General features: G+C 34.4%; 24 protein-coding genes and 1 pseudogene. 19 read left to right on the forward strand and 6 right to left on the reverse strand.

Going from position 1 to position 20,127, the window contains the following annotated elements:
* Positions 1-4 precede the first annotated feature (4 nt).
* The 5 genes and pseudogenes from JFT89_RS11960 to JFT89_RS11980 all read left to right on the forward strand — a co-directional run bounded on the left by JFT89_RS11960 (position 5) and on the right by JFT89_RS11980 (position 3,696).
* Positions 5-601, forward strand: coding sequence for a GNAT family N-acetyltransferase (locus JFT89_RS11960; protein WP_016095562.1), 597 nt, complete (start codon positions 5-7; stop codon positions 599-601).
* Entirely contained in the window at positions 574-912 is a 339-nt protein-coding gene (locus JFT89_RS11965; protein ID WP_002127705.1) for an NIPSNAP family protein, read from the forward strand. Before JFT89_RS11960 ends, JFT89_RS11965 begins: the two co-directional genes overlap by 28 nt.
* Positions 913-1,226: 314 nt before the next feature.
* Complete coding sequence (locus tag JFT89_RS11970) at positions 1,227-3,074, forward strand: sigma-54-dependent Fis family transcriptional regulator (RefSeq protein ID WP_201040051.1); 1,848 nt, start codon at positions 1,227-1,229, stop codon at positions 3,072-3,074.
* 115 nt (positions 3,075-3,189) lie between these two features.
* Positions 3,190-3,435 (forward strand): annotated as a pseudogene (locus JFT89_RS11975) (DUF3977 family protein).
* 21 nt (positions 3,436-3,456) lie between these two features.
* Positions 3,457-3,696 (forward strand): DUF3953 domain-containing protein, encoded by a 240-nt coding sequence (locus tag JFT89_RS11980; protein ID WP_016095560.1) that lies wholly within the window; start codon positions 3,457-3,459, stop codon positions 3,694-3,696.
* Positions 3,697-3,743: 47 nt separating this feature from the next.
* Here JFT89_RS11980 and JFT89_RS11985 read toward each other — a convergent pair whose 3' ends face one another.
* Complete coding sequence (locus JFT89_RS11985) at positions 3,744-4,355, reverse strand: TetR/AcrR family transcriptional regulator (protein ID WP_016095559.1); 612 nt, start codon at positions 4,353-4,355, stop codon at positions 3,744-3,746.
* A gap of 159 nt (positions 4,356-4,514) precedes the next feature.
* On the opposite strand from JFT89_RS11985, the gene kynU reads away from it, so the two are divergent.
* From kynU to JFT89_RS12010, 5 genes are all read left to right on the forward strand, one after another.
* The gene (gene kynU, locus JFT89_RS11990) at positions 4,515-5,801 is read left to right on the forward strand and encodes a kynureninase (RefSeq protein ID WP_002065848.1); all 1,287 of its coding nucleotides are present in this window, start codon (positions 4,515-4,517) and stop codon (positions 5,799-5,801) included.
* 2 nt (positions 5,802-5,803) lie between these two features.
* Complete coding sequence (gene kynB / locus JFT89_RS11995; RefSeq protein ID WP_002065849.1) at positions 5,804-6,433, forward strand: arylformamidase; 630 nt, start codon at positions 5,804-5,806, stop codon at positions 6,431-6,433.
* Positions 6,434-6,466: 33 nt separating this feature from the next.
* The gene (kynA, locus tag JFT89_RS12000; RefSeq protein WP_016095556.1) at positions 6,467-7,306 is read left to right on the forward strand and encodes a tryptophan 2,3-dioxygenase; all 840 of its coding nucleotides are present in this window, start codon (positions 6,467-6,469) and stop codon (positions 7,304-7,306) included.
* A 126-nt stretch (positions 7,307-7,432) separates the two neighbouring features.
* Positions 7,433-8,350, forward strand: a complete 918-nt coding sequence (locus tag JFT89_RS12005) for a serine hydrolase domain-containing protein (protein WP_033706885.1) — start codon at positions 7,433-7,435, stop codon at positions 8,348-8,350.
* 20 nt (positions 8,351-8,370) lie between these two features.
* Entirely contained in the window at positions 8,371-9,006 is a 636-nt protein-coding gene (locus JFT89_RS12010; RefSeq protein WP_002136668.1) for a Pr6Pr family membrane protein, read from the forward strand.
* Positions 9,007-9,062: 56 nt separating this feature from the next.
* Here JFT89_RS12010 and JFT89_RS12015 read toward each other — a convergent pair whose 3' ends face one another.
* Positions 9,063-9,395, reverse strand: coding sequence for a DUF3889 domain-containing protein (locus tag JFT89_RS12015; protein ID WP_002013085.1), 333 nt, complete (start codon positions 9,393-9,395; stop codon positions 9,063-9,065).
* Positions 9,396-9,540: 145 nt separating this feature from the next.
* On the opposite strand from JFT89_RS12015, the gene sleB reads away from it, so the two are divergent.
* The 6 genes from sleB (at position 9,541) to JFT89_RS12045 (ending at position 13,978) form a co-directional block, all read left to right on the forward strand.
* Positions 9,541-10,320 carry a spore cortex-lytic enzyme gene (sleB, locus tag JFT89_RS12020; protein ID WP_002013086.1) on the forward strand — a complete coding sequence of 260 codons (780 nt, stop codon included), beginning with the start codon at positions 9,541-9,543 and terminating at the stop codon, positions 10,318-10,320.
* A gap of 15 nt (positions 10,321-10,335) precedes the next feature.
* Positions 10,336-11,676 carry a germination protein YpeB gene (gene ypeB, locus JFT89_RS12025; protein ID WP_002065853.1) on the forward strand — a complete coding sequence of 447 codons (1,341 nt, stop codon included), beginning with the start codon at positions 10,336-10,338 and terminating at the stop codon, positions 11,674-11,676.
* Positions 11,677-11,702: 26 nt separating this feature from the next.
* Positions 11,703-12,299 carry a YhcN/YlaJ family sporulation lipoprotein gene (locus JFT89_RS12030; protein ID WP_002165673.1) on the forward strand — a complete coding sequence of 199 codons (597 nt, stop codon included), beginning with the start codon at positions 11,703-11,705 and terminating at the stop codon, positions 12,297-12,299.
* 154 nt (positions 12,300-12,453) lie between these two features.
* Complete coding sequence (locus tag JFT89_RS12035) at positions 12,454-12,759, forward strand: hypothetical protein (RefSeq protein WP_201040052.1); 306 nt, start codon at positions 12,454-12,456, stop codon at positions 12,757-12,759.
* Between the two features lie 27 nt (positions 12,760-12,786).
* Positions 12,787-13,284, forward strand: a complete 498-nt coding sequence (locus tag JFT89_RS12040; protein ID WP_201040053.1) for a GNAT family N-acetyltransferase — start codon at positions 12,787-12,789, stop codon at positions 13,282-13,284.
* A gap of 157 nt (positions 13,285-13,441) precedes the next feature.
* A complete protein-coding gene (locus JFT89_RS12045; RefSeq protein WP_201040054.1) occupies positions 13,442-13,978 on the forward strand; it encodes a DUF1697 domain-containing protein in 537 nt (178 codons plus the stop codon).
* A 41-nt stretch (positions 13,979-14,019) separates the two neighbouring features.
* Here the strand turns inward: JFT89_RS12045 and JFT89_RS12050 are convergent, their stop codons facing one another.
* Positions 14,020-14,421, reverse strand: coding sequence for a hypothetical protein (locus JFT89_RS12050; protein WP_002085170.1), 402 nt, complete (start codon positions 14,419-14,421; stop codon positions 14,020-14,022).
* A 209-nt stretch (positions 14,422-14,630) separates the two neighbouring features.
* Here JFT89_RS12050 and JFT89_RS12055 point away from each other — a divergent pair, with 209 nt between their 5' ends.
* Positions 14,631-15,800 (forward strand): ParM/StbA family protein, encoded by a 1,170-nt coding sequence (locus JFT89_RS12055; RefSeq protein WP_002065756.1) that lies wholly within the window; start codon positions 14,631-14,633, stop codon positions 15,798-15,800.
* An 11-nt stretch (positions 15,801-15,811) separates the two neighbouring features.
* The gene (locus JFT89_RS12060) at positions 15,812-16,147 is read left to right on the forward strand and encodes a hypothetical protein (RefSeq protein ID WP_002085171.1); all 336 of its coding nucleotides are present in this window, start codon (positions 15,812-15,814) and stop codon (positions 16,145-16,147) included.
* Between the two features lie 279 nt (positions 16,148-16,426).
* Here the strand turns inward: JFT89_RS12060 and mleBCA are convergent, their stop codons facing one another.
* On the reverse strand, positions 16,427-17,284 hold the full coding sequence (mleBCA, locus tag JFT89_RS12065) for a BCA family alpha/beta fold macrolide esterase (protein WP_201040055.1): 858 nt from the start codon (positions 17,282-17,284) through the stop codon (positions 16,427-16,429).
* Between the two features lie 231 nt (positions 17,285-17,515).
* Between mleBCA and JFT89_RS12070 the strand changes: the two genes are divergently transcribed.
* Entirely contained in the window at positions 17,516-18,442 is a 927-nt protein-coding gene (locus tag JFT89_RS12070) for an NADP-dependent oxidoreductase (RefSeq protein WP_201040056.1), read from the forward strand.
* 62 nt (positions 18,443-18,504) lie between these two features.
* On the opposite strand, the gene JFT89_RS12075 is transcribed toward JFT89_RS12070, so the two are convergent.
* A complete protein-coding gene (locus JFT89_RS12075) occupies positions 18,505-19,209 on the reverse strand; it encodes a class I SAM-dependent methyltransferase (protein WP_201040057.1) in 705 nt (234 codons plus the stop codon).
* The gene (locus tag JFT89_RS12080; RefSeq protein ID WP_201040058.1) at positions 19,206-20,108 is read right to left on the reverse strand and encodes an SMP-30/gluconolactonase/LRE family protein; all 903 of its coding nucleotides are present in this window, start codon (positions 20,106-20,108) and stop codon (positions 19,206-19,208) included. Before JFT89_RS12080 ends, JFT89_RS12075 begins: the two co-directional genes overlap by 4 nt.
* Positions 20,109-20,127 lie beyond the last annotated feature (19 nt).

A 20,127-nucleotide genomic window follows, 5' to 3' on the forward strand; every position in this document is an offset into this window, starting at 1 on the left:
TGAAATGATTATAAAAGGACAAGAGTTTCATATAAATGGATTAACTTATACAGTTCGTTCTGCAGTTCAAACGGATGCTGAGCAGTTATCAGAAATTAGAGTTCAGATCGATGGCGAAACTGAAAATATGGATAGAGAAGCTAGAGAGGGGTTTATTGATAAGATAGGGTTTCAAAAAATAATAAAAACAGATAGTGAAGAGATGAAGAATCTTTTTTTAGTTGTAGAAGTGCACAACCGAATCGTAGGATTTTCGAGATGTGAAGGATCAAATTTGAAGAGATTATCCCATAAAGTAGAGTTTGGTGTTTGTATTTTAAGAGAGTTTTGGGGATATGGAATGGGTAAGAGTCTATTGCAACAATCTATTCAGTGGGCTGATGAAAATGAAGTGAAAAAGATATCATTGCAAGTGTTAGAGACAAATGAAAAAGCCATCCAACTTTATAAAAAATTAGGTTTGGAGGTAGAAGGTATTCTAAAAAATGATAAAAAACTGTCGGATGGTAAGTATTATAATACGGTAGTAATGGGAAGGTTTACTGATACTTTTCATAAAAGAGGTGAAGAAGTATGTTTTACAGAAGGAAATACTATGTAGTAAAAAATGAATTCATAGAAATATTTAATGATCATTTCAATGATACTAATTTACCTAATCAAATAAAATATGGTTCTCGTTTAATAGGACGCTGGATGAAAGATAATAATGATGGTACGACTGAAGTATTTGCAATATGGGAATATGATAGTTATGAGCAGTATAAAGAAATTGAATCAAAAATTAGAAGCGACAAGATACATGTTAAAAGAATACATGATTGGTATGAAAAACATGGCGGGAAAGAATATGTTTTACAGGAGTACATATTAGAGTTAAAAAATGAAGAGTTAGTATGTACTGTAAAGTGATAGAGGGGTGAGGAATAATGGGAATTAAAACAAAATTATATTTTAGTTTAGCATCCACCATTTTATTTGCAATAGCGGTGATAGTTTTCTTTATAAACGGCAATCCACAAAAGTGGTTTTGGTTATGTATTTTCTTTGCGTCCATTATACAAAATATAGTTCTACTAAAAAAGAATAAAGAAGTTCATTAAGATATTCAAATTATTAACATATTTGTGTCATCTTTCTAGTTGTATTGAAAACGCTTTTATTCAGTTTTATAATAAAAGTATGTTTTATAAATCTCCAAAACAATTAATAGGGGAGATGATACAATGTTAGCTTCACCGTTTTACTTACATACATGGAAAAAGTTTGTTGATGAAGGAGTCCTTGATTCGAACCGTATAAACGAAAGAATTTCAGAGTCATGGCATCGATGTAAACAAGCAAATGTGAATCCTCATATGAATAAAGGTCAGAAAATTTTGTCTTCTGATATTTTTCAGGATCAAAAGAAAAAGAGTGAAATCTACCTTGATATAGCAATACCTCAAATACAAAATATGAGAAAAACCATTGATGAACTGCAAATGATGGCATTATTAATTGATCCAGATGGTTATGTTCTATCATTAAGTGGGAATCAGCAAACGTTGAAACGAGCGAAACATATTAATTTTATTGAAGGTGTGAAATGGACGGAAGCAGCTGTTGGTACAAATGCGATAGGAACAGCGTTACAGATTGAAGAAGCTATTATGATAAGTGGTACAGATCATTATTCTGTCGCATCTCATAGCTGGAGCTGTGCGGCCTCTCCGATTCATAATGATGATGGGAAATTAATTGGTGTTCTAGATTTCTCCTGTCCAATTGAGTTTTCACATCCATATATGCTTGGAATGGTAACTTCGATCGCGCATGCGATTGAACGTGAATGTAGTATTCGAGTACATCAAAATGAACTGCATTTAATCCATCGTTTTTTAGATGTAATTGACAGTGATGAACAAGTTGTTATTTGTAACCATCGTGATGTTATCGTTTCTGCGAGCAAGAGGGTTCGTGAACGAGTATGTAATTGGTCACGAATGAAACTAGAAGATTTAATGCACAATGGATTGAAACCTAAATTAGAGGTACCGGTATATAGTAATGATAGAATGCTTGGGAAATGTATTTACTTAAAGGAAAATAAACAAGAAAATTTATTTTCTACTTACCCGTTTATAAACGGAATTACTTTCCCTGGAGTTATTGGGACAAGCAGCGTATTTCAACATACTTTAGAAGAAATTAAGCTTGTTTCACCAACTGACGCTAGTGTATATGTATGTGGTGAAACAGGTGTAGGGAAAGAAAATGTAGCGAGAGCGATTCATGAAAATAGTCCAAGAAAAAATGGTCCTTTTATAGCTGTTAACTGCGGTTCATTACCGAAAGAATTAATGGAAAGTGAATTATTCGGTTATGCTGAAGGTGCGTTTACAGGTGCGCGCCAAGGATATAAAGGGAAATTCGAACAAGCAGATGGAGGAACAATATTTTTAGATGAAATTGGTGAAGTACCGCCAGAGATGCAAGTGGCATTATTGCGTGTTTTGCAAGAACGAACAGTAACCCCAATTGGTAGTTCAAAAGAGGTACCAGTAAATATTCGTATTATTACTGCGACACATAAAGATTTACTACGATTAGTAGAAGAAGGGAAATTCCGTCAAGATTTATATTATCGTTTACATGTTTATCCGCTATATGTTCCGTCGTTAATAGAAAGAAAAGAGGATATTCCGTACTTCATACAACATTTTTGTGAACGAAAGGATTGGAATGTTGTATTTCCAAAGAGTATTTGTAATCAATTTTCACAGCATACATGGCCCGGAAATATTCGAGAATTATTAAATGTATTAGAACGCATATACATTTTGTCGCAAGGACGGGAAATATGCGAAAAACAAATCTTTTTTTTATTACAAACAATGATGGGAAATCAACATCAACTTGAATTGCAAGCAGAAAATAAAACGGAGCATACATTAAATTTCCGTGAAAAAATACAGCGTGATAGCATGATTGAAGCGTTGCAAAAGACGAACGGAAATGTTTCATTAGCTGCAAAACTATTAGATGTGCCACGCAGTACATTTTATAAACGTATGCAAAAATTTAGGCTATAAAAGTAGATTTTTGTAATCTACTTTTTCTTTATGGGCTCACGTTCTGTCGGAATGTGCGCTTGCCAGGGAAATAATAGAATAATTAGAAAGAAGATTTCCTGAAGGGGGTTAGCATGTGAAGTATATTGAAATTGGAATTGGGAATAGGTGGTTCATTCGAACGGAAACCGAAAATAAAGATGGAACTGAATTCGAGGAACGAGGAATTATTTAACCAATTTATTTTGAGTCTTTATATGTACGGATTTGGTTTCGGAAAACATGTTTTATTTTTGATACGAAAGAGGGCTTTAAGAAAGTAAGAAAAAGTAGAGCTGAGTATAAGTTTATTGTTGGAATGGTGAGTAGGTTAAAACAATAGAATCAAACAGGGGGTGTTTTTATGATTAGAATTATCACATTCATACTCGCTTTTATTATAATGGGCTATTCTATTTACAGTTGGAATGATGATTCGAAGCAAAGTATGCTCCTTTTACAATTACTTTTAGGTTTTATGCTTGCCGGTATGGGGATACAAAACGTTAAGAAGGATGAAAAAGAGAATAAGAATATGGGGTTGTTGCTTTTACTTACATCGCTATTTTGTATCATTGTATCGTTAATAAAATATTTTAAATAAACCGTTACTAAGCATATTGAGTAACGGTTTTTTGAGGTTATAATGTGCTATTTATATAACCCCGTCGTATACATTACCGTTAAAGTGTGTACAATTTCTTCTAATTCTAGTTCTTTATCATTTTGCACGATTGTCCAAAGAAACGTTTCATTCATAGAGAACCAGCCGCATGCGACAATCTCTTTATTTAACTCAGTTCGTACTAATTCATTTTCCTGGGAATGAGTAATGTCTTGTATAATCCGTGTTACAAAGCGTTCGCGAATCACATCCCATTTTTGACGTATTTCTTTTGAGGTTCTTATTGCTTCTTCAACAACTTGTAATATAGCTCTTTCTTCTTGTGCTAACTGTAAAAAAGCGCGCACTTGATTCTGAATCATATCTCGTGCTTCGGCCTTTGTTTGAGGGGAGAAAGAGCGATCAGCAATATCATAAAAGCGATTCATAACATCTTCCATCAAAACGACGAGGAGAGCATCTTTGTTTTTAAAATATACATATGCTGTTCCATAACCAGTTTCTGCATGTTTAATAATCTGCGTGATTGTAGTTTTCTGAAATCCGTTTTTTATAAACATAGTATAACCGGAATGTAATAGTTTCTTTTTTGTTTCTAAGGAGCGGTGTTTTCTTGTTGAAAGAGTAGAATTTTTCAAGGAATCACCTCTTTATACTGAAATGTCTGAAAATATAATTGTATTGTAAAAGAAGTTCGTATATAAAGTCAACTGACATAATATCATTGACGTTATATCAATTTAAGTGATATATTTCAATTAGTTAGAATAAAAAGAAAATTAAAAGAAGGTGACACCATGTATAAAGAACCATTTCAACCAACTTATGAGTATGCGCTTGAATGTGATAAACATGATGAACTGAAAGATTTTCAATCTGAATTTTATAAAAAAGAAGGAACAATATATTTAGATGGTAACTCTTTAGGGTTGCTTTCAAAAAGAGCAGAGAAATCGTTACTTACCTTGCTAGATTCATGGAAAGAGTTTGGGATTGATGGATGGACTGAAGGTGAGCACCCATGGTTTTTCCTTTCGGAGAAATTGGGTGAATTGACAGCACCTCTTATTGGATCTTTACCGGAAGAAACGATTGTAACCGGTTCCACGACTGCGAATATACATCAAGTTATTGCGACGTTTTATGAGCCAAAAGGAATACGAACAAAAATTCTTGCGGATGAATTAACTTTTCCGTCAGATATTTATGCACTTCAGAGTCAAATTCGTTTAAAAGGCTTAGATCCAGATGAACATTTAGTACGAGTGAAAAGCCGAGATGGAAGAACACTTTCTGAAGATGATATTATTCATGCGATGACCGATGATATCGCTTTAATATTATTGCCTTCTGTACTATATAGAAGTGGACAAATTCTTGATATGAAGCGATTAACAGCTGAAGCTCATAAACGTGGTATTCATATAGGTTTTGATTTATGTCATTCAATCGGCTCCATTCCGCATCATTTTAAAGAGTGGGATGTAGATTTCGCTGTATGGTGTAATTATAAATATTTAAATGCAGGTCCTGGTGGTGTTGCAGGCCTTTATGTAAATAATAAACACTTTAATAGACTCCCAGGATTATCTGGTTGGTTTAGTTCTAGAAAAGATAAGCAATTTGATATGGAGCATTCATTAACTGCGGCTGACCATGCTGGAGCTTATCAAATAGGGACACCTCACGTATTAAGTACTGCACCATTAATCGGTTCTCTTGAAATTTTTAAAGAAGCTGGTATTGAAAAGTTACGTGAAAAATCATTACATATTACGAGATATATGCTTGATTTAATTGAACATGAATTAAAAGGCTTTGAATTTACAATTGGAAATCCATTAGAGGATGAAAAACGAGGCGGGCATATTTATTTAGAACATGCTGAGGCGGCGCGTATTTGTAAAGCGTTAAAAGCAAATGGGGTTATTCCAGACTTTAGAGCTCCAAATGGAGTTAGACTTGCGCCTGTTGCTTTATACAATACGTATGAGGAAGTATGGAACTCTGTACAAATCTTAAAGAAAATTATGAAAAATGAAGAATATAAAAAGTTTGAAAATAAGCGAGAGGTTGTGGCGTAAGCATGAAAACATCGCAGTGGATTGATATTTCGCAACCGTTAAATAATGATATCGCGACGTGGCCAGGGGATACACCTTTTTCATATGAAGTTTCATGGTCAAAAGAAAACAGTGGTTCAGTAAATGTCGGAAAGTTAACGATGAGTATCCATACAGGTACTCATATTGATGCACCTTTTCATTTTGATAATGACGGTAAGAAGGTGTTGGATTTAGATATTCAAGTTTATGTTGGCCCAGCGCGAATCATTGACGTTTCTAATCTTGAAAGCATCGGGAAAAAGGAATTAGAAAACTTTCATTTAGAAGGTGTAGAACGATTGTTATTACGTACATCTTCACATGGTAAAGCAAATGAATTCCCAGATGTAATCCCGCATTTACGCGCAGATATTGCAGCCTTTCTTTCTGAAAAGGGAATTCGTTTAATCGGGGTGGACGTACCATCTGTTGATCCTTTAGATGATAAAGAACTAGCAGCACATCATCAATTATTTAAACATGGAATTCATATTTTAGAAAATGTCGTACTCGATCACGTAGTAGACGGCGATTACGAACTTATTGCATTACCACTTGCATTAACAGATGCGGATGGGAGTCCAGTTCGAGCTGTTATTAGACCAATATAAGTAGAAATGAACACAAAGGGGCGTTTGGCTAATATGAAAGAAAATGAAAAGGTAATTATGGAAAAAGGGATTCATACGGATTTTAAGGAGAATATGACGTACGGAGAGTATTTACAGCTAGATAGCTTATTATCTAGTCAACAAAGATTATCAAATCATCATGATGAAATGTTATTTATCGTTATCCACCAAGCGAGTGAGCTTTGGATGAAACTAATTTTACATGAATTGAATGCTGCAATTGAATCTATTAAACAAGATAAATTACCACCAGCTTTTAAAATGTTAGCACGTGTATCAAAAATTCAGTCGCAAATTATTCAATCTTGGGATATTCTTGCGACATTAACGCCATCAGAATATATTGAGTTTCGTGATTCACTTGGTCAGGCTTCAGGTTTTCAATCGTATCAATATCGAATGATTGAATATGCACTTGGTTATAAAACACCACATGCATTAAAGATTTATGAAAAGGACCCAGAATTACATGCTCGTCTTCATAAAGCACTTCATGCACCAAGTTTGTATGATGTGGCGATACAAGCGCTTGTTAAAGAAGGATTCCCAATTCATAAAGATGTGTTAAATCGTGATATTACGCAGCCTTACGAAGAGGATGCAACTGTAGAAGCGGCTTGGATAGAAGTATATGCGGACGTGCAGAAATATTGGGATTTATATCAGCTTGCAGAGAAATTAATCGATATTGAAGACTGGCTACAACAATGGCGTTTCCGTCATATGAAAACGGTAGAACGAATTATTGGTCATAAAATGGGAACAGGTGGCTCTTCTGGCGTATCTTATTTAAAGCGAGTGCTTGATCAATGCTTCTTCCCAGAGCTTTGGAACGTTCGAACGAAATTATAAAAATAAACTTGTCAGCTATTAAATGCTGGCAAGTTTATTTTTTTGTTTTAATAACAAATATGATTTAATAGAGAGAACGAGATGAACTACAAATATTACATAACCATTTAGATGGAGGAAGATTTCTTGAATTTCGAGCAATTACAAAATAAATTTGAAAAGAAAAAGGTTAATACATTTCTTGTTTATCAAAAGGGGGAATTAACGACTGAGTACTATAAAACGATAGACTGTGCAAATGACTTATTTAAAATTAATTCGATTACAAAAAGTATCGTATCAATATTAATTGGTATCGCAATTGATAAAGGATTTATAAATAATATACATGCACAAATCACAACATGGATTCCCAATGTGCCGGAGGAAAAGAGGGAACTAACGCTGTATCATTTATTAACGATGACAACAGGAGAAGATTGGAAAGAGTTCGGAAATGGGGTTGTTTTCCCGAATGATTTTGTGGAATCGGACAATTGGGTGCAATACATTTTAGAAAAGCCGCTCATTGAAGAAATGGGTACGAAAATGAATTATAATTCAGGCTCTTCTCATTTACTTAGTTACATCATTCAAGAAGCAACTGGAATGTCGACGGAGCAGTTCGCGAAAAAGTATTTATTTGAGCCGTTAAACATTACGGAGTATGAGTGGCAACAAGACCCGCAAGGTATATATGTTGGCGGATTCGGTATGAAAATGAAATCTATAGATTTATTAAAGTTAGGAAAAGTATGTTTGAACAATGGATATTGGAAGGGAAATGATATTGTATCATCGAAATGGTTAGAAGAATCAAATACAGCTCTATTCGAAACGTATGAACATGTCGGAGCATATGGATATCACTGGTGGGTATTAAATAACGAAAGATTTCACATACCGTATTGTATGTATTTTGCTATGGGATACGGAGGGCAATACATTATTATCATTCCGCAGTTAGAGCTCGTAGCTGTAATTAGTAGCCACATGCCAAAACGTGGCCTCGTACCATTAAAGTTATTTATAGAGCATATAAAAGAGAATTCCGATCATAAGTAAGAAGAGAAATGAGGTGTTTTATGAGGAGTGCAAAGATGATAGCGATTTATAGACTGTTATTAAGTCTTCTAGCGTTTAGTGCACTTATTACTCAATTTGTTACAAGGGCACAAGTGAAACCGTTCAATCCAGTTAACTTTTTTAGTTTCTTCACAATTGAAAGTAATATTTTAGTGGCGGTAATTCTACTATTTAGTAGCTTGGGGACAGCCCTATTTGGACGTTCCGAGCAGTTTGGAGTTCTTCGCGGCGCAGCTACAGTATACATACTGACAACAGGACTTATTTATTTTTTGTTATTAAGGGGATTAGAAGAGTCACTTCAAACACCGATACCGTGGGTAAATACTGTGCTTCATTACATCATGCCGTTAGCGATGATTTTAGACTGGGTTATAAATCCACCTACGAAGACCATTACATGGAAACAGGCTGCGAGTTGGCTTGTTTTCCCGCTTTTATATGTTGTCTATAGCTTAATACGCGGGCCATTCGTGAATTGGTACCCATATCCGTTTTTAGATCCGAGAATAGGTGGATATGGGAGAGTATTTTTATATAGTATAGGGATATCCGTTGTTATTGGAGCTATTTGCGGATTAGTAAAAATGTTAGGGAATCGATCTTTGCATATAAAAAATAATCCTCCTTATTAAGGAAGAAGTACATAAAGAAACCTCTGTCTGTATGTAAAGACGGAGGTTTTTTTGTTTTACCGACTTGTCTTCTGAAAGGACATTTTTAAAAATTCCTCTGTTTTCGTATCAAACTCTACATCCACAAAAACACCATACTCTTTTCCACCCTCACGTAGCCATAATTTAAACTTTTCAACTGTTATTTGAACAGTTTTTGGTTGTCTACCTATATGAAGGTAATCGATAATCTCAGCTTTCGGATATTGTTCTTTCGTTTTTTCAACGGCTAGTTTACCCCATTTTGCATATGGTGGCTGTGCGTGAACAATAGATGGGTCGGTATGTATATTTGAACATGTTGTTATTAAAAAAAATATAAATGCTGTACGTACGAAGAATCGCTTCATAATAAGCTCCTTTTATTCTTTTTGTATATTGTTTACATATTTCTTCAAGCATATAAGTTTGGATTTTTTTGTCTTCTTTACATAAAAGCGAGGGTTTTACAAAACATAACCATGAAATCATTTCCGTAATTAAGGAGGGAAATACATGCGTCAAAAAGCTGTTTTTAAGATAGCGATCTTGCTTGTCTTTATCGGGCTATCGTTAATGGTAAGTAGTATACAAACCAAAAATGTAGAAGCCTTTTCTAATCAAGTGATTCAAAGAGGGGCATCTGGAGAAGATGTCATTGAACTGCAAACTCGTTTGAAATATAACGGATTTTATACGGGGAAAGTTGATGGTGTTTTCGGATGGGGTACATATTGGGCGCTTCGAAACTTTCAGCAAAAATTCGGATTGCCAGTTGATGGTTTAGCGGGTGCTAAAACGAAGCAAATGCTTGTAAAGGCAACGAAGTATGATAAGTCGACCGCTAATAAAGATACTACAACTAATAAAGGGAACAGTGGTGGAGGTACACAGGAAAATAAGCCGCCAAAAAGTACAGGGACAAATGTTCCAAACGGTTATTCTCAAAATGACATTCAGTTAATGGCAAACGCTGTATACGGAGAATCCCGTGGTGAGCCGTATTTAGGACAAGTTGCAGTAGCTGCGGTTATTTTAAACCGTGTCACAAGTGCATCATTTCCAAATACTGTTTCAGGAGTAATCTTTGAGCCGAGAGCATTTACAGCAGTAGCAGATGGACAAATATATTTAACGCCAAATGAAAATGCGAAAAAAGCCGTATTAGATGCGATCAATGGATGGGACCCAACTGGGAATGCATTATATTATTTCAACCCAGATACTGCGACAAGTAAATGGATTTGGACTCGTCCACAAATTAAAAAAATTGGTAAGCATATTTTCTGTAAATAGAGCGGAGGTGGAAACATGTTACGAGGTATTATCATCGTATTGTTAACAGTAGGTGTAGTCGGAACAGGGTATTGGGGCTATAAAGAGCATCAAGAGAAAAATGCAGTATTAATTCGAGCGGAAAATAGTTATCAGCGTGCGTTTCATGATTTAGCATATGAAGTTGATTTATTACACGATAAAATTGGAACAACACTGGCGATGAATTCACGTTCCTCATTATCGCCAGCTTTAGTAGATGTATGGCGTTTAACATCAGAGGCTCGTTCTGATGTAGGACAATTACCTTTAACATTAATGCCATTTAATAAAACGGAAGAGTTCCTTGCGAATATCGGTGATTTTAGTTATCGTGCAGCGGTTCGTGATTTAGAAAAAGATCCGTTAAATGATCAAGAATATAAAACGTTACAAGGTTTATATTCAAATGCAGGAAATATACAAGATGAACTGAGAAAAGTGCAGCATCTTGTATTGAAAAATAATCTTCGCTGGATGGATGTAGAAATGGCTCTTGCGTCAAACCAAGACCCAGCAGATAACACAATTATCGATGGATTAAAGACGGTAGAAAAGAATGTAACATCATACTCGTCCACAAACTTTGGACCGACTTTTACAAGTGCACAAAAGAATAAAAAAGGCGGATTTGAGGCAAAAGGAAAGGCGATTTCGAAAGAGGAAGCGGAAAAAATCGCGAAATCATTTTTAAACTTAAAAGGGAATGAAAAAGTAGAAGTTGAGAAAAGTGGAAAAGGTGCAAAAGAATCATTCTACAGTGTGAAAATTCAAGATCCAGCAACGAACAATGAGTATTATATGGATATTACCGGAAAAGGTGGATATCCAATTTGGGTAATGAACAACCGAGAAATTAAAGAGCAAAAAATCAGTTTAAATGATGCAGGAAGTAAAGGATTAACATTTTTAAAGGATCACAAGTTTACAAATATGGAGCTGTTTGATAGTTCTCAATATGATAATATCGGTGTGTTTACGTACGTTGTAAGTGAAAATGGAGTGCGTATTTATCCAGAAGCAATCCAAATGAAAATTGCTTTAGATGATGGGTCGATTGTTGGTTTTTCCGCAAAGGAATATTTAGCATCACATCAAAAACGAACGATTCCGAGTGCGAAGCTAACCGCTGCTGAAGCGAGAAAGAAAATTAACCCCGATGTAAAAGTTATGGAAGAACGTAAAGCTGTAGTAGTAAATGACTTGCATAATGAAGTACTTTGCTATGAGTTTGTTGGTACTTTAGGGAAAGATACGTACCAAATTTTCATTAACGCAAATAGCGGAGCAGAAGAAAAAGTGAAGAAGATGCAAGCTGTTGAAAAAATTTATGATTAAACATCAATGATAAAGTGGTGAAAATAATGAAAATCATTATATATATGTTAATGCTTTGTTTCGTTATTACTGGATGTAGCATTGGAAAAAAAGACAATTCTAATGAAAAGCCAGAACAAAAAAATGTCTCGATGAAAAATGTTACGTATACAAATAAATCAAATAAGCCAAATGAAAAAGCAGCTGATCATCTGGCATCTTTAGCTGCAAGTATACCTGGTGTAAACGATGCGACAGCAGTAGTAGTTGGGAAGTATGCTGTTGTAGGTATTGATGTGAAAGCGAAACTTGATCGAACTCGCGTTGAGTCAATTAAGTATTCTGTTGCAGAAAGTTTAAAGAATGACCCGAACGGTGCAAATGCAGTCGTTGTAGCAGATGTTGATACGTATGAAAGACTAAAACAAATAGGCAAGCAAATTAAAAAAGGTAAAACTGGTGAAGGCATACTTGATGAATTAGCAGCAATTGTTGGCCGAGTAATGCCGCAAGTTCCAAATGATATGATTGAAAATAGAGAAACGAATCCGATTAAAGATAATGATAAACAATTACCAAAAGATGAAGAACAAGAACTACGAAAAGAACAAGAAGATCAGTCAAATAACCATTTGAAAAAATAGTGAAAACCCCGTACTAAATTGTACGGGGTTTTTCTACAAGATTAAATATTCAGTTTATTTTCAAGGGAATATATGGTTTAATAATGAGGGGAGGGACAGCCGTTATGATGAAAAAAGCGCACTCATATTAGGTAGTTTATGCATAGGTTTTAGTATGACAGGGTGTGACCAGAAGAAAGAAGTGAAGAAGAAAACAGCTATGTCTTCTACTATAACGGAAAATAAAAAGCAAGAGACCATTAATATAAATCATTTCTCAAATATTAATGAAGGAATGACTTATTTAGAAGTGAAAGATTTAATCGGTTTTGAAGGGGATTTACTCATAGAAGAAGGGGAAGAACATTCTACACGAATTAAGCAAATTTTTGCTTGGAAAGGAAACGATCCAAAATCATTTGCTAAAATAACATTTTTGGATGGAAAAGTGCATTCTAAAACACAGCAAGGTTTAAGTTAATGACTTGAAGGAATGGGAGAGTTAAGCATGAACATACATACAGGGGAAATACAATTAGTTCCGTATAAGGAGCAGTATAAAGAGATACTACAATCATTTACTTTACCAAGTGAACAAGTTCAATTTACGGCGAATCCAGGTGAATTACTGGAGAAAGCGAAAAATGATCGAACGAAAAATGTAGTTGTTATTTTAGACTATAACGGAGTACCTGTCGGTGTATTTATATTACAAACAGGTGATAGAGTACAGGAGTTTACAGAAAATAAGGATGCCATACTTTTAACTTCTTTTTCTGTTAATTATAATAAACAAGGGAAAGGATATGCTAAAAAATCCTTGGCGTTATTACAAGACTTTGTAAAATATTATTATCCAATAAAAAATGAAGTAATTCTTGCTGTAAATGAAAAAAATATTCCGGCACAAAAGTTATATGAAAAAGTTGGGTTTCAAGATAAAGGGTATAGAAGAATGGGACCGATTGGACAACAATTAATATTACATTTATCGATAACCAAATAATTTAAAAAGCTTACTCTTGAAAAATCATGAAGTAAGCTTTTTTATTTGAGATATTGTCCATGCATGATATGTTAGAAGAATTAAAGCCAGTATCCGAGAAATATGAAGGTGCAAAACAAATCGATTGTTGAGCACTTAAATACGTGAGGAGTATTATATGACAATTTATATTGCACTACTACGGGGAATTAATGTAGGTGGGCATAAAGTAATCAAAATGGCGGATTTGAAAAAAGTCTTTGAATCAATAGGTTTAAAAAAAGTGAAAACATATATTCAAAGTGGAAATGTAGTGTTTGAGTCAGAAGAAGAGATAAGTTTTTTAAAGGAACGAATTGAATGTGAAATTAAGAATGTTTTTGATTTCGATGTTCCAGTCATGTTAAGAACAAATGATGAATTTATTAATATTATTAAAAAGTGTCCTTACGAGACTCATTCGTTATTAGAAGGAGAAAGTGTACATGTGGCCTTTTTAGCTAATCCACTTTCTGAAGAAGCCAGTAAGGGGTTACTTATGTACAATAGTGAACTTGAAGAATGCTATATTTATGAGAAAGTTGTATATTTGTTATTCAAAAGTAGCATTCGGAATTCTAAACTAATGAACCGGTTTCAAAAATTACATACGCCAGCTACAGTAAGGAACTGGCGGACTGTGAATAAGCTGAAAGCAATAGCAGAAGGTATTTAAACATAAAAAAGTGGTTTTCTGTAAATAGAAAACCACTTTTTTTATTTATATTGTTTGGCGACAATGAGTTCAACGATAGGATAAATAAAGAATGAAGAACAAAGTGCGATAAACAGAGGTAGGTTCTTTATTTCATCGAGTAATAGGGATGAAAATCCTTCAGAAAATATTAAAATAAGAAACATCACACACATAAGTACAAAATAAGAAATTTTAAAGCTTTTATAGGTAATTTGTTGTCCCATCTCATCTTGACTTTCTTCCGATACTCCGTTTGGATCCCCCCATGTAATATGATTTATTAAATTACTAAGTATTAAAGAGGCAGCGAAAATAGTCCCGCCCAAAATTGAACCTTCAGTTATGTATTTGTATGTGCCATGTACAAGTATAGCGATTAAAGATAAAGTTATGATTACAAAAATAATTTTTTTAGTATTCAATATATAATTGCACCTCCACTTTTGTAAAAAACTCTTTACATCCATAGTATAAAATTGGAAAAGTTTTATGTCAAATGTTTTTTACATATGAAGTGAATGTTTATGATATTTTGTTTAAAGGATGAAGAAAAAATTACATTACATTTGAATGTAAAAGAATGGGCTCGCATATATTTGGAAGGGATGTCAGATTAATTTAGGGGGTAGTTATGTCTATTCTTTTAAAAGCGGGTGCAGATGCAGGAAATAATGGTTTGAAGTTAATGGTGAAAGGGCAGGAACCCATTTTTATTCCGAGTATTTATTCTTTATATATAGGTGAGCCTACGGGGTTGTTAGATGAGGTTGATGTTTCATCGTCAGAATTAGAGAATCACATTGATGTGACCATTAGTTCTCCATCGCTAATGTTAAATAATGTACGATACATCGTTGGAGAAAAAGTGATTCAAGATCAATTAAAAGGTACTGAAGTGGAGAAAAAATCAAATAAATCTACTGATGAGTTGATGGTTATTACAATCCTTTCAGGTTTAGCGATAAGTGCTATGCGTCAAAGTCCAACTTCAAGTCATATTAATATTCGTTATGATTTATCTGTTGCTCTTCCAATGCAACTTATTACACAGGAAATTGCTGCTGAAAATGCGAAACGGTATATGGGTAATCACAAGGTCATATTCCATTATCCAAATGGACGCGATGTTACGATTAATGTTTCTATTGAGTTTTGTAAATGTCTACCTGAAGGCGCTTCTGGGACGTGGGGGATTGTATATGATGAGGAAGGAAATGTTGTGAAACATAAAATAGAATGTGAACAAAATCAAGTTTCAGAAATTGATTTTGTAGATAAAACTTTATTGTCTTTTGATATTGGCGCGGGGACAACGGAAGAAGTTGTTTCATTAGGGGTAAATTTCCGTCCGCAATTAAGTAAAGGATTATCGTACGGTGTAAAAGAAACGTTACTACAAATTATTACGAGATGGAATCGGAAATATCCTACGAAAACAATTGATAGCATTACAGAATTTAACCAAATTTATTTAAATGAAAAGCACCCAAGAAATGCATTGTTAGTTGAGGAATCGCAGCCAGCATTTTTAGGTTTAGCAGCACGTGTCGCAACGGATATTATTAACAAAATTGATGATATGAAAGACGATCCATATGTATTTATTTATGGTGGGGGCGCAGTTATTATTAAAAATAGCTTAAAAATGATTTTGAAACAAAAAGGACGCTTGAAAAATGTGATCTTTGTAGATAACCCGTTATTCACCAATGCTCGCGGGTTATTAGTATATACATGTTCGCCAAAATATAGAGAGCATAAGCAAAAAGAGTTAGGGTTTACAAACTTAACGATAAGTTAGTTGGTGGAAGTATGCGATCTAGGCGATATAAACGTGGTGATCGAGTGAAAATTAATATTAATAAATCAGTATCGCCTGAAATGATTGCTTGGCTTAATAAACAATCTAATCCAACTAATTTCTTTTTCTTTGCGGCCCAGCAATTATTTAAACAAGTAGGAGATATTGATGTATCAAAAACCTTGCCAAGTAGCCATGTTTTTTCTTTATATATAGAACCATCATCTCTATTAAAAGTTGAAATGAATCCATTTAAACACGTACCACTAGAAAATAGTAAATCCACCGAAAATGTAAAAAAAAAATCGTGGGAATCTGTTGACCAGTTAGATTGTCCATTTTTTTAAGCATAGAAAAATATAGGTAGAGCCCATCACTATACATACGAATGCAGTGATGGGTTTTTGTTATTGTATCGTAATCTTTATAAAGTGAAACTATAATCAGTGGGGGTTTTGTTCATCCCCCACTGATTATTAGTTGAACCAATCGGGCGTTTACGGGTAGTTTATCTCCCACCTAATTTCTTTGCTTCAGCTGAATTTTGAGGTGGAAGTTTTACTGCCCACAAATAGCGGGATAAATAGAAGGGACAAAATAATTTGTGCCCCTTCTAATAGTTGTTCTTATCTTATATGGGATATATGTTCTGAAACTGCTTTAATAATTTCATCCCAGTCATCGGGATGATTCTCGTGTCCTGTACCTTCAAGGGGGAATAGCTTTGAGTTCGGAATTTCATCAATAAGTGCGAGTCCATGTTCAAGTGGAAGAGCTGTATCGTCCGTACCATGAATTACTAAAGTAGGTACTAGTAATGATTTAAGTATACCTTCATAAGAATCATCACCTGTAAGGAGGGCGTGATTAAACATGCTTAATAAATTGTTAGCACGTTCTATTTCTTGTTTTACTTGTTTCAAAGTTCTTGCTTCATCAAATATACGCTTTGGTCCACAGAGTAGACGTGATCCTGTAACTAAATATTTCGCTATAACACCTTTATTTGTCCAATCTAAATTCGCACCAATAGCATGATGTGTCAAAATTCTTTCATCCATTGGAGGCAAATCCCGAGTATTGTTATCAGATCCAATAACGCTTGTTGCTAGTAATGTTAAGGACAAAATTTTTTCTGGGTGTTTGACTGCAGCAATTTGAGCAATCATACCTCCTAATGACATGCCCAGAAGGTGTGCCTTGTCAATATGATATGCATCGAGTACCCCGATTGCATCTTCAGCCATGTCCGCTACAGTGTAGTTGGAAGTCCCAGGCTCATATGTAACAGAGCGCCCAACATCACGGTTATCATAGCGAATGACAAATCTTCCTGTACTAGCCAACATTTCACAAAATTCTTCATCCCAATAAACCATTGAACACGTAGCTCCCATAATTAATAATATTGCTGGGTTATTAGGATTGCCAAAGCTTTCTGTGCATATATCAATGCCGTTTACTTTGAAAACTTGTTCACTCATAGTACACTCTCCGTTTCATTTAAAGTTCATTAATAATTTTAAAAAATATAACTTTGGGTGTTTAGTAGCCTTAAATTAGATTGTATTAAATTTAAGTACATGCTTTTTGCACTCATGATACTTAATTAGTAGAGATAAATATCACCTCCAAACATATTTATGGTCATTCAAGGCGGAAGATTTTGAAAAATAATTGTTTGTTATTAAAATAAACAACAAGGAGGAGAGGAAATGAAAGCAATTGTTATTGATCAATATGGCAGTATTGAAGAATTACAAGAAAGACAAGTTCCAAAACCGGTTGTTAAGTGTAATGAGGTATTAATACATATTCATGCAACTTCTGTAAATCCTGTTGATTGGAAAATTAGAAAAGGAGACTTACAAGAAAAGTTACGATTTTCATTTCCGATCACTTTAGGTTTAGATGTCGCTGGCGTAATTGAAGAAATTGGAGAAGATGTGGATTCTTTCAAAATAGGGGATAAAGTATTTACGAAACCTGAAAATATAGGAAAAGGCTCTTATGCTGAGTACATCACAGTGAAATCGGATTTAGTAGCTCACATGCCAAATAATCTTAGTTTTGAAGAAGCAGCATCTATACCTCTTGCAGGACTTACAGCTTGGCAAAGTCTAGTTGATTATGCGCAAATAAAAGAAAATGACCGAGTATTCATTCATGCTGGAGCGGGCGGAGTAGGAAGTTTTGCAATTCAAATCGCGAAATCATTTGGGGCTTTTGTCGCAACAACTGCAAGTAGTAAAAATGAAGAGTTTTTAAAGTCCTTAGGGGCTGATCTCGTTATTGACTATAAAAAAGATAAATTTGAAGAGTTACTATCAGATTATGATATTGTGTTAGATACAATCGGCGGAGAAGTACAAGAAAAAAGTTTTCAAATTATTAAATCTGGTGGTGTTCTAGTTTCTATCGTTCATGAACCACTTCATGAAGTAAAGGGCATAAAATCAGGGTTTTTATGGTTAAAACCAAGTGGAAATCAATTAGACGAATTAACTAGTTTGATCCAAGCTGAAAAAATCAAACCAATCATTAGTAAGGTTGTGCCGTTTAATGAAAAAGGAGTTAGAGAAGCTCATATTTTGAGTGAAAGTCAGCATACTAGAGGGAAAATTGTAATTAAAATGGAATAAACTTTACATAAATATGCGAGTGGTGACTGGATAAAATAAAGATTGCCCCCCACTCGCATATACTACATTTTTTGAACGACATAAGTAATCACATTCGTTTTTAATTTAATGGGTTTTCCGTTACGTACAATATCATACGATAAATTTTTTATTTCAACTTTTACTTCTTGCCATTCGTTATAAACGCTTTTTAGTGTACGTATCATTTCTTCCGTAGAAAGGTTAATTTCAATTAAAGCATCTAATTCTTCTCCTGTTTCTAAATCTATTTCTTGAATGTTAGAGTTAACTATTAAACAATTGATACCGCCACTCTTTGTCCCATTTTTCATAGTCTGAAGCACTTTTTTAAAATCGTCTATTGATCTAACATGTTCTAAACTTGATACTGCAACGATGTAGTCATAAGTATTAGGAGCAATATAGTAGTCTTCAATTGCTGATTGTTCCGTTTTTATGTATTCAAATACACCATATTCTTTACTATAAACTTGTAACTTCATTAAAGCCGAATCAAGTAGATCAACACAAGTAACAGTGCCGCCACTATTCATGATTTTTTGTGCAATCGGAATACTGTTTCTACCGACACCAGAGCCAAGGTCAAGTATTTGTAGGTCTTTCTGTCCTTCAAAATAGTTCAGCATGCCCATAACTGTTTTAACAGGTTTATATAGCCAAGATCCCGCTTTGAATAATTTATATTGTTCATAGCAAAGATCGTGATATTTCTTTTCTTCTTGTCTTATGTAATCGATTCTGTTCATAGTGTTTCAGCTCCAATAGTTTCATGGCGAAATGAGTAGGCTGGACAACCTTTAACATTTGTTTGAATTCGAAAAATACCACCAGCATGTGGATACTCTTTTAATCCGTCATCAGTCATTCTTGTTCTGGCTGTTGTAACATACAAATCTGTTAAATTAGGTCCTCCAAATGTACATGATGTTACATATAACGCTGGAATTGGAATACTTAATACTTGTTCTCCAGTAGAGGGATTCCATCTAGTTACTTTTGAACCTCCCCAATGTGCAATCCATAAACAACCTTCTTCATCAATTGTCATACCATCAGGTAGACCGTCATTTTCAGAAAAAATGATTACATCACTTGGATTACGAATTTCTCCAGTATGTATGTCATAATCAAAACGAACAACTTTCTTAGTAGGTGTATCAATGAAATAAAGAAATGTATGATCAGGGGACCAAGCGATGCCGTTAGATGTATTTACATGTGAAACTTTTTTCTCTACGGTGAAATTATTATGTAAGCAATACAAGGAACCAGCTGCATTAATGCCGTATAAGTCTGTAGTGCCAGCCCAAAAACGGCCAGCTGGATCGCATTTTCCATCATTAAAGCGGTTTTCTAATAAATCTGGTTCAGGGTCATAAATATGTGAAAGTATTTTTGTGTCAAGATTAAGAGAATAAAAGCCTTGTTCCATTGCTACTAAAACTTCATCGTTCGTATATGGAACAACACAACCGATTTGTTGGTCGAGAGTGATCGCTCGGTTTGTTTTTTTAACAGGATTATAAAGCCATAATTTTTTCTCGATAATATCAACCCAGTATAATAATTGTTTCTTCTCATCCCAGCAAGGACCTTCCCCTAAATTCGCCTTAGCATCAACGACTAATTCTATATTTCTGAGCAATATGTTTCACCTCTATTCA

The sequence above is a fragment of the Bacillus sp. TH25 genome, assembly GCF_016650935.1.
GTDB lineage: Bacteria > Bacillota > Bacilli > Bacillales > Bacillaceae_G > Bacillus_A > Bacillus_A mycoides.

Coding starts and splice junctions, on each gene's coding strand:
- sleB (WP_002013086.1), top strand. CDS start 9,541: ATGCGTCAAAAAGCTGTTTTTAAGATAGCGATCTTGCTTGTCTTTATC.
- kynB (WP_002065849.1), top strand. CDS start 5,804: ATGAAAACATCGCAGTGGATTGATATTTCGCAACCGTTAAATAATGAT.
- JFT89_RS11960 (WP_016095562.1), top strand. CDS start 5: ATGATTATAAAAGGACAAGAGTTTCATATAAATGGATTAACTTATACA.
- JFT89_RS12070 (WP_201040056.1), top strand. CDS start 17,516: ATGAAAGCAATTGTTATTGATCAATATGGCAGTATTGAAGAATTACAA.
- JFT89_RS11980 (WP_016095560.1), top strand. CDS start 3,457: ATGATTAGAATTATCACATTCATACTCGCTTTTATTATAATGGGCTAT.
- JFT89_RS12035 (WP_201040052.1), top strand. CDS start 12,454: ATGACAGGGTGTGACCAGAAGAAAGAAGTGAAGAAGAAAACAGCTATG.
- JFT89_RS12010 (WP_002136668.1), top strand. CDS start 8,371: ATGAGGAGTGCAAAGATGATAGCGATTTATAGACTGTTATTAAGTCTT.
- JFT89_RS12040 (WP_201040053.1), top strand. CDS start 12,787: ATGAACATACATACAGGGGAAATACAATTAGTTCCGTATAAGGAGCAG.
- ypeB (WP_002065853.1), top strand. CDS start 10,336: ATGTTACGAGGTATTATCATCGTATTGTTAACAGTAGGTGTAGTCGGA.
- JFT89_RS12015 (WP_002013085.1), bottom strand. CDS start 9,395: ATGAAGCGATTCTTCGTACGTACAGCATTTATATTTTTTTTAATAACA.
- JFT89_RS12055 (WP_002065756.1), top strand. CDS start 14,631: ATGTCTATTCTTTTAAAAGCGGGTGCAGATGCAGGAAATAATGGTTTG.
- mleBCA (WP_201040055.1), bottom strand. CDS start 17,284: ATGAGTGAACAAGTTTTCAAAGTAAACGGCATTGATATATGCACAGAA.
- JFT89_RS12030 (WP_002165673.1), top strand. CDS start 11,703: ATGAAAATCATTATATATATGTTAATGCTTTGTTTCGTTATTACTGGA.
- JFT89_RS11965 (WP_002127705.1), top strand. CDS start 574: ATGTTTTACAGAAGGAAATACTATGTAGTAAAAAATGAATTCATAGAA.
- kynA (WP_016095556.1), top strand. CDS start 6,467: ATGAAAGAAAATGAAAAGGTAATTATGGAAAAAGGGATTCATACGGAT.
- JFT89_RS12075 (WP_201040057.1), bottom strand. CDS start 19,209: ATGAACAGAATCGATTACATAAGACAAGAAGAAAAGAAATATCACGAT.
- JFT89_RS12045 (WP_201040054.1), top strand. CDS start 13,442: ATGACAATTTATATTGCACTACTACGGGGAATTAATGTAGGTGGGCAT.
- JFT89_RS12060 (WP_002085171.1), top strand. CDS start 15,812: ATGCGATCTAGGCGATATAAACGTGGTGATCGAGTGAAAATTAATATT.
- JFT89_RS11970 (WP_201040051.1), top strand. CDS start 1,227: ATGTTAGCTTCACCGTTTTACTTACATACATGGAAAAAGTTTGTTGAT.
- kynU (WP_002065848.1), top strand. CDS start 4,515: ATGTATAAAGAACCATTTCAACCAACTTATGAGTATGCGCTTGAATGT.